Origin of the sequence: Streptomyces sp. NPDC091292 (genome assembly GCF_044757265.1) — a bacterium.
Classification (GTDB): domain Bacteria; phylum Actinomycetota; class Actinomycetes; order Streptomycetales; family Streptomycetaceae; genus Streptomyces.
Window position 1 is genome coordinate 1 of sequence record NZ_JBIVUQ010000044.1, and the last position, 9,470, is coordinate 9,470.

A 9,470-nucleotide genomic window follows, 5' to 3' on the forward strand; every position below is an offset into this window, starting at 1 on the left:
ACCGACACCACATAATTCACCAACCCACCATGCCCCACCAACACACCCTTCGGACGCCCCGTCGACCCCGACGTATACATCACATACGCCAACTGCCCCCGCTCCACAGCAACCCCAGGCGCCTCCGACGGCAGCCCCGCCAACACACACACCACCGCCGGATCATCCACCACCACCGTCCGCAAACGCCCCACCGGCAACTCATCCACCAACTCCTCGGTACCCACGAGCACCGTCGCCCGGCTGTCCCGCAGCATGAAGCCCAGCCGCTCCACCGGATACTCCGGATCCAACGGCAAATACGCACCACCCGCCTGCCACACCCCCAACACCGCCACCACCATCTCCACCCCGCGCGGCAGACACAACGCCACCACCGACTCCGCACCCACCCCCACACCCCGCAAATAATGGGCAAGGCGGTTCGCCCGCGCCATCAACCCCCCATACGTCAACGACTCCTCACCCGCCACCACCGCCACCGCATCCGGAGCCACCACACCCCACCCAGCAACCAACTCATGCACCCCACCCACACCCACCGACGACTCCACAGCCGGCAACCCCACACCCCCACCACCCCAACCCCCCACCAACACCTCACGCTCACCCACCGACAACAACGGCAACCCACCCACCCGCCGATCAGCATCCACAGCCACCGCCGACAACAACGCCACCAAATGCCCACCCAACCGCTCCACCGTCACCGCATCGAACAACGCAGTGCTGTACTCGAACTCCGCACCCAACCCCACCCCACCATCACTCAACACCAACCGCAGATCAAACTTCGCCACCACCCTCTCCGAAACACTCCCACTACGGTCGACCGACCGACCCACCACACCGGCCGAACCACCCCCACCCCGACCCTCACCGGTCTCACCCTCGCCAGTCTCACCCTCAACGAAGTCATAGTTGAACAGCGCCTGGAACAACGGCGTACGAGAGCGATCCCGCTCCGACACCAACGCCTCCACCACCTGCTCAAACGGCACATCCTGATGCCCATACGCACCAAGAGCCGTCTCCCGCACCCGCCCCAACACCTCACGGAACGACGGATCACCCGACAGATCCGCACGCATCACCAACGTATTCACGAAGAACCCGATCAAGTCCTCCGTCTCCGCACGATTCCGGTTCGCCACCGGCGTCCCCACCACCACATCATCCGAACCCGCATACCGACCCAACAACACCACATACGCCGACAACAACGTCATGAACATCGACACACCACACTCACGCGACAACGCACGCAGCGACTCGACCGTCTCCTGCGGGATGTCGAACCTGGTCACCGCACCGACCGTCGAGCGGACCGGCGGCCGGGGCCGGTCGGTGGGCAGGTCCAGGGTTGGCGCGCCGTTCAACTGGGCGTGCCAGTAGCCGAGTTGGCCGTCGAGCAGTTCGCCGTCCAGCCACTGTCGCTGCCATACGGCGAAGTCCGCGTACTGCACGGCGAGCGGCGGCAACGGGTCGGGGTCGCCCGCGAGGAACGCCTCGTACAGCGCGGTCAGCTCGCGGTGGAAGACACGGTCGGACCACTCGTCGAACACCACGTGGTGGATCGCCAGCGCCAGGACGTGCTCCTCCGCTCCCAGCCGGAACAGGGTCGCCCGCACCAGGGGTCCTGTCGCCAGGTCGAACGGCACCACCGCGTCCTCGGCCGCCCGCGCCCGCGCGGCTGTCCGCGGGTCGGGCTCGGCCGACACATCGACCACCGGCAGGGGGAACGGCGCCGGCTCGTCGATCACCTGATACGGCACACCGTCCGCACCCGCCACCAGACGCGTCCGCAACACCTCGTGCCGCGCCACCACCCCACCCAGCGCCGCACCCAACACCGCCACATCCAGGGGGCCGTTCCATTCCACGGGTGAGAGCAGGGCGTACTCCGCGGCCCCGGGCGCGAGTTGGTCCAGAAACCACAGGCGCTGCTGCGCGAACGACAGCGGCAGCGGCTCGTTCCGGTCGACCGGCGTCACCGGGGGTACGACGGTGCTGGTGCCCGAGTGCTCCAGGAACGGCGCCAGCTCACGCACCGTGGGCCGGTCGAACAGCGCGGAGAGGGGAACCTCGGCCAGGAACGCCTCCCGGATGCGGGAGACCACCTGGGTGGCGAGCAACGAGTGCCCACCCACCTCGAAGAAGTTGTCGTCGGCGCCGATCCCGTCCACGCCGAGCACTTCGGACCAGATGCGCGCGAGCAGTTCCTCCGTCGCACCGGCCGGTGCGACAAAGTCGGCGGCGGCGGAGTGTGCTGGTTCTGGCTGCGGCAGCGCCGCCCGGTCCAGCTTTCCGTTGGCGGTCAGGGGTAGCGCCGCAAGCTCGACGAAGGCGGCCGGAACCATGTAGTCCGGCAGGTCACGGCGCAGGTGGGTGCGTAGCTCGCCCGCGGTCGGAGCACCCTCGGTGTGATCGGCCGGGACCAGGTAGGCCACCAGGCGTCGGTCCGTGCTGTCGCCGGTGGCCGTCACCACGGCGGACAGCACCCCCGGGTGGGCGGCGAGAAGTGCCTCGATCTCCCCCGGCTCGATCCGGAATCCACGTACTTTGATCTGCTTGTCGGCGCGGCCCAGGTACTCCAGGACCCCGCTGGGCAGCAGGCGGGCCCGGTCGCCCGAGCGATAGAGCCGGGAGCCGTCCCCCGCGAACGGGTCGGCCACGAAGCGCTCGGCCGTGAGCGCAGGGCGTCCGCCGTAACCACGCGCGACACCGGCGCCACCGATGTACAACTCGCCGGGCACACCAGTCGGTACGGGCATGAGGTGCTGGTCGAGTACGAGGGCCCCCCAGCCGGGGAGCGCACGCCCGAGCGGCAGCTTCGGATCGGCATCCATGTCGATGGCGTCGATCCGATGCTGGGTGACGTGGACCGTCGTCTCCGTGATGCCGTACATGTTGACCAGGACCGGGGTGTCGAGCCCCCACGCGTCGGCCCACCGCTCCACATGCACGCGTTGCAGCGCGTCCCCGCCGAAGACGACGAACCGCAGGTCCGAGGGTGCGCGACCCGGCCCGGTGGCCTCGGCCACCTGTCGGAACAGCTCCGGTGTGGCGCTCAGGACGGTCACACCTTGGGCGGCGAGGACGTCGCGGAGCAGCCAGGGTTGCCGCACGGTCTCCGTCGGTACGACGACACACCGGGCGCCGTGCGTCAGCGCTCCCCAGATCTCCCAGACGGAGAAGTCGAACGCCGAGGAGTGAATGACGCTCCACACGTCATCGGGCCCGAGGTCGAACGTCTCCGTGCTGTCGGCAGCCGCGAGGAGGTTCTGGACGTTCGCGTGCGGAACGTGGACGCCCTTGGGGCGACCGGTCGAGCCAGACGTGTAGATCACATAGGCGATCTGTCCGGGCTCGGTGACGGCGACCGGTGCGGTGGCCGGGCGCTCGCCGATGTCTGCGGCCGTCCTGGGATCGTCGAGTACCAGCAGGGGTGCGACCCCGCGCTGGGTGTCGGCCAGTACATGGGTCGGTACGTCGGTCGCCACGTCGGTCGGTATGGCGCTCAGTACCTGGGTCAGTGTGGCGACGTGATGCTGCTGCGTCACCACCACCTTCGCGCCGCTGTCGGCGAGCATGAAGGCGAGCCGCTCGGAGGGGTGTCCCGGGTCCAGGGAGAGGTGACCGCCGCCGGCCTGCCACACGGCCAACATGGCGGTGACCATGTCGACACCACGGTCCAGACACAGTCCGACGATGGTCTCGGGGCCCACCCCCGCGTCGCGCAGCCGGTGCGCGAGACGGCTCGCGCCCGCCATCAGCTCCGCATAGGTGACCTGCCGCTCACCGCTGACAAGGGCCACAGCGTCGGGAGCCTCCACGGCCCTCTCGGCGATCAGGGCCGGTACGCCGCCTGCCACGGGCGGCGGCGTCGCGAAGTCGGCCCACTCCGCGACCATGCGGTCCTGTTCGTCCGCCGACAGCAGGGCCACCTGCGACAGTGGTCGCGTGTCGTCGGTCGACACCGTCTCCAGCAGGCCGACCAGGTGCCCGATCATCCGCTCGACGGTGGAGGCGTCGAAGAGCGCGGTGCTGTACTGCATCTCGCCGACCAGACCACTGGTTTCGGAGGCGACGCCACCGCCACCGCCAATACCAGAGTCGCTGTCGCCCAGTGTCAGCAGGAGGTCGTACTTCGCCGGAAGACTGTCCGCGAGGAAGTCGGTCGCGAGGGCGTCCGGGCCGAAGAGGTCACCGCGGCCGGGGCCGGCGCCCGTCCCCCGGGTTTCGTACGTGAACATGACCTGGAACAGCGGGGTGCGGGACCGGTCCCGCTCACCGACCAGATCGTCCACGAGCTGCTCGAACGGCAGGTCCTGGTGGGCGAAGGCCGCCAGAGAGGTCTCGCGCACACGACCGACGAGTTCGGCGAAGGACGGGTCGCCGGACAGGTCGGTGCGCAGGACGAGGGTATTGACGAAGAACCCGATCAGGTCTTCCGTCTCGGCGTGGTTGCGGTTCGCGATCGGCGTGCCCACCACCACGTCTTCCGAGCCCGCATAGCGGCTCAGCAGTACGTCGAAGGCGGCAAGGAGCGTCATGAACATCGTCGTGCCACGCGCACGCGACAGGACACGCAGCGCGTCCGCCGTACGGGCGGGGACGCTGAATCGGATCGCCGCGCCCTCGGTGGACCGCACGAGCGGCCGGGGCCGGTCGGTGGGCAGTTCAAGGGTCGGGGCACCCGCCAAGTGCCCTGCCCAGTAGGCGAGTTGCCGCTCCAGCACATCGCCGGTAAGCCACTGCCGCTGCCAGGCCGCGAAGTCCGCGTACTGTACGTCGAGCGGCTGGAGCGGGTTCGGCTCACCGTCGCGGAACGCCTCGTACAGAGCCGCGAGTTCGCTGCGGAAGATCTGGTCCGACCACTCGTCGAACACCACATGGTGCACCGACAGCGCCAGAACGTGCTCGTCGGGAGCCACCCGGATCAGCATGGCGCGAATGAGCGAATCGGCCGCCAGGTCGAAGGGCTGCGCCGCGTCAGCGGCGACCAACTCGCGGGCGGAGGTCTCCGGATCGCGCTCCGCCGACACATCGACGAGCGCCAGCGGGAACATGTCCGACGGCTGGTCCACCACCTGGTACGGAATGCCGTCCGCACCGGCGACGAGCCGGGTGCGTAGGACTTCGTGCCGTGTCACGACGGCGCCGAGAGCAGCGGTGAGTGCGCCGACATCCGGCTTCTCTCCGCGCAGCCAGACGGGCAGTGCGACGTTGTACTCAGCGGCCTCTTGGTCCATCTGTTCCAGAAACCAGAGGCGCTGCTGCGCGAACGACAACGGCAGCGGCTCGTTCCGGTCCGCGATGACGAGCGGTGGCACGGTGCCGGCCTCTCCGGCGCGCTCGACAGCGGCGGCCAGACCGCGCACGGTCGGCCGGTCGAAGAGCACGTGCAGGGGAAGCTCAGCCCCTATCAGCTCCCTGACACGAGACCTCACGCGTGTGGCCAGCAGGGAATGGCCGCCCAGCTCGAAGAAGTTGTCCGTTACGCCGACCCGGTCCAGGCCCAGCAGCTGAGACCAGATGCCGGCGAGAAGTTCCTCGGTGCCGGTGCTCGGGGGCACGAATGCGTCCACCAGCTCAGGCCGCTCGCCCTCCGGCTCGGGCAGAGCCGCCCGGTCGAGCTTGCCGTTCGGAGTCAGCGGCAGGGTGTCGAGTGCCACGAAGGCACCCGGGATCATGAAGGCGGGCAGTCGCGTGCTCGCGAACTCGCGGATCTCGGCGATCGGCGGGATGCCGTCCGTCTGGTCGGCGGGGACCAGGTAGGCGACCAGGCGCCGGTCCTCCACCTCGCCGAATGCCGCCACCGCGGTGGTGCGGATCTGCGGGTGGGCGGCGATGACCGCCTCGATCTCGCCCGGCTCGATCCGGAAACCACGCACCTTCACCTGACCATCCGCACGCCCGACGAAGTCGAGCTGCCCGTCCGCCAGCCAGCGTGCCCGGTCCCCGGAGCGGTACATACGGGTGCCGTCGGCGGCGAACGGGTCTGCAATGAACCGCTCACCTGTCAGGCCGGGACGGCCCCGGTACCCGCGCGCCACCTGCGGGCCCGCGATGTACACCTCACCCGCGACTCCCACGGGCAGTGGGTTCAGCCGCTCGTCCAGGACGTAGACCCGGGCGTTGCCCACCGGGGCACCGATCGCCGGCGCACCCGACAGACCATCCGGCTCCACGGTGCCTGTGGTGACCATGACGGTCGCCTCGGTCGGACCGTAGGTATTGACGAGACGACGGCCGGCTGACCAGGCACGGGCCACCGGCTCCGTCAGCCGCTCGGCACCCAGCAGTAGGGTCCCCACTCCGGGAACCTCGCGCGGGTCCAGCACCCCGAGCAGGGAGGGGACGACACTCGCCGCACTCACACCATCGGCACGCAGCATCGATGTCAGCAGCGCACTCTCCGCCCGCTCCTGCGAAGTCGCCACCACCAGGGCACCGCCCGAGGCGAGCGTTACGGCGACGTCGAGTACCGCCGCGTCGAAACTGAACGAGGCGAACTGAAGCATCCGCACGCCAGGGCCCGCACCCAGCACCGGGCCCAGAGCGGACACCATGCCCACCACACTGCCGTGCGCAACCTGCACACCCTTCGGCCGACCCGTCGAACCCGACGTATAAATCACATACGCCAACTGATCCGGAGACGACGACACGATGTCGGGCGCCGTCGAAGGCAGCCCTGTCAAGGCGGATGCGACCGCCGGATCATCCAGCCACACCCCACGCTCAACCGTCAGGCCCCCGGCCAGAGACCGCTCACCCACCACCACCCGCACACCCGCATCCGCAAGCATGAACTCCAGCCGATCAGCCGGATACTCAGGATCCAGCGGCAGATACGCACCACCCGCCTGCCACACCGCCACCATCGCAACCACCATGTCCACCCCACGCGGCAGACACAAACCCACCACCGACTCAGCACCCACACCGGAATCGCGAAGGTACTGCGCCAGCTGGTTCGCCCGCGCCATCAACCCGCCATACGTCACGGACTCCCCGTCCGCCACCACAGCCACCGCATCCGGAGCCACCGAAGCCCGCTCCGAGATCAGCTCATGTACGCCACCCACCGACGGCAACACCACCGACGACGCATTCCACCCCTCCACCACCAACTCACGCTCACCCACCGAAAGAACCGGCAACTCACCCACCCGCTGCTCCGGGTTCACAACAACCGCGTCCAGCAGAGTGACCAGATGGCCCGCCAGGCGCTCCATCGTCGTCGCATCGAACAGCGCGGTGCTGTACTCGATCCGCCCCGAGAGGGTGTCGTCGCCACCCTCGACCCGGACCGACAGATCGAACTTCGAGGGCAGGGCGCCATCCGGGTTGATGTACGCACCACCGTCGGCGACATAGCTGAACAGGACCTGGAACAGCGGGGTCCGGGAGAGGTCCCGCTCGGTGACGAGTTCGTCCACCAATTGCTCGAACGGCACATCCTGATGCGCGTACGCACCAAGAGCCGTCTCCCGCACCCGCCCCACCAACTCACGGAACGACGGATCACCCGACAGATCCACACGCAGCACCAACGTATTCACGAAGAACCCGATCAAGCCCTCCGTCTCCACACGATCCCGGTTCGCCACCGGCGTCCCCACGACCACATCATCCGAACCCGCATACCGACCCAACAACACATCAAAGGCCGCCAGCAGCGTCATGAACATCGACGCACCCAACTCACCCGACAGCTCCCGCAACGCCCTAGCAGTACGCGCCGACACACTGAACCGCTGCACGGCACCCGCAGAGGAACGAACAGCCGGACGCGGCCGGTCGGTAGGCAGGTCGAGTACGGGCGCGGCAGCCAACTTGTCTCGCCAGTAGGCAAGCTGGCCGTCCAGCACATCACCGGACATCCAGGCGCGTTGCCAGACGGAGAAGTCGGCGTACTGCACCGGCAGCGGCGGGAGCGGGTCCGGCTCACCGGCTCGGAAGGCTTCGTAGAGGGCCGTAAGCTCTCGCTGGAACAGGTGATCCGACCACTCGTCGAAGATCGCGTGGTGCGCCACCAACGCCAGAACGTGCTTCTCGTCCGCCATCTGAATCAAGGTGGCACGGACCAGTGGACCACTCGTCAGGTCGAACGGCCTCATCGCATCGGCGCGCAGCAACTCCTCCCCGGACTGGGCGGAGTCGGCTTCGCCGGACACATCGACGACCGCGAGCGAGAAGCGCTCGGCCAGGTCAATCACCTGATGCGGTATGCCGTCCGCGTCCGCCACCAAGCGGGTACGCAGCACCTCGTGCCGCACGACCAACGCGTCCAACGCTGCGGTCAGTGCCGCCACGTCGAGCGCGCCGTCGAGCCGGATGGGCATCGGCAGGTTGTATTCGGTTGATCCGGGGTCGAGTTGGTCGAGGAACCACAGGCGCTGCTGCGCGAACGACAACGGCAACGGCTCACCCCGGCCGACCGGAACCATCGCCGGCACCCCAGCCCCCGAAGACTCCCCCACCACCTCCGCAAGCCCCCGCACCGTCGGCCGGTCGAACAACACCGACATCGCAACCTCGACACCCAGCACTTCGCGGACCTGGGAGATCACCCGCATGGCGAGGAGCGAGTGCCCGCCCAGCTCGAAGAAGCTGTCCAACGCGCCCACCCGCTCCACATCCAGCACCCGCCCCCAAATCCCCGCCAACAACTCCTCCACCACACCCGAAGGAGCAACAAACCCCCCCAACACCCGCCCCACACCCTCAGGATCCGGCAACGCCGAACGATCCAACTTCCCATTCGCCGTCAACGGCAACCCCGCCAACTCCACAAACACCGACGGCACCATGAACTCCGGCAACCGCTCCCCCACAAACCCCCGCAACTCAGCGACCGCCGGCACACCCACACCCCCATCCACCGGCACCACATACGCCGCCAGCCGACGATCCCCCTCCACCCCGAAAGCCACCACCACAGCCGACCTGACCCCCGGATGAGCCGACAGCACCGCCTCGACCTCACCCGGCTCCACCCGGAAACCCCGCACCTTCACCTGATCGTCCGCACGCCCCACAAAATCCAGCCGCCCATCCTCCAACCACCGCACCACATCCCCCGACCGATACATCCGGCTGCCATCCCCAGCAAACGGATCAGCAACAAACCGCTCCCCCGTCAGCGCAGACCGCCCCCCATAACCCCGGGCCACACCCACACCCGCAATGAACAACTCACCCGCCACACCCACCGGCACGGGACGCAACTGCTTGTCGAGTACGTAGACACGCGTATTCGCCAACGGCCGACCAATCGACGGCACACCCCCACCCGCATCCGCCAACCCCGCACACGCAATCACCGACACCTCCGTCGGCCCATACCCCACAAACAACCGACGCCCCCCACCCCACTCCCGCACCACACCCTCACCCACACGCTCCGACCCCACAAACAAACACCCCACACCCGACCACCCCACCCCATCCAACACCCC

1 protein-coding gene and 1 pseudogene are annotated in these 9,470 nt (G+C 68.3%); both read right to left on the bottom strand.

Annotation, left to right across the window (positions count from 1 at the left end; all coding sequences use genetic code 11):
• Nucleotides 1–8,678 (bottom strand): amino acid adenylation domain-containing protein (locus ACIQNU_RS43690; RefSeq protein ID WP_401378278.1); only part of this gene is annotated, 8,678 nt, incomplete at its 3' end.
• An 81-nt stretch (nucleotides 8,679–8,759) separates the two neighbouring features.
• A pseudogene (locus tag ACIQNU_RS43695) lies at nucleotides 8,760–9,467 on the bottom strand (AMP-binding protein); the annotation flags it as partial.
• Nucleotides 9,468–9,470 lie beyond the last annotated feature (3 nt).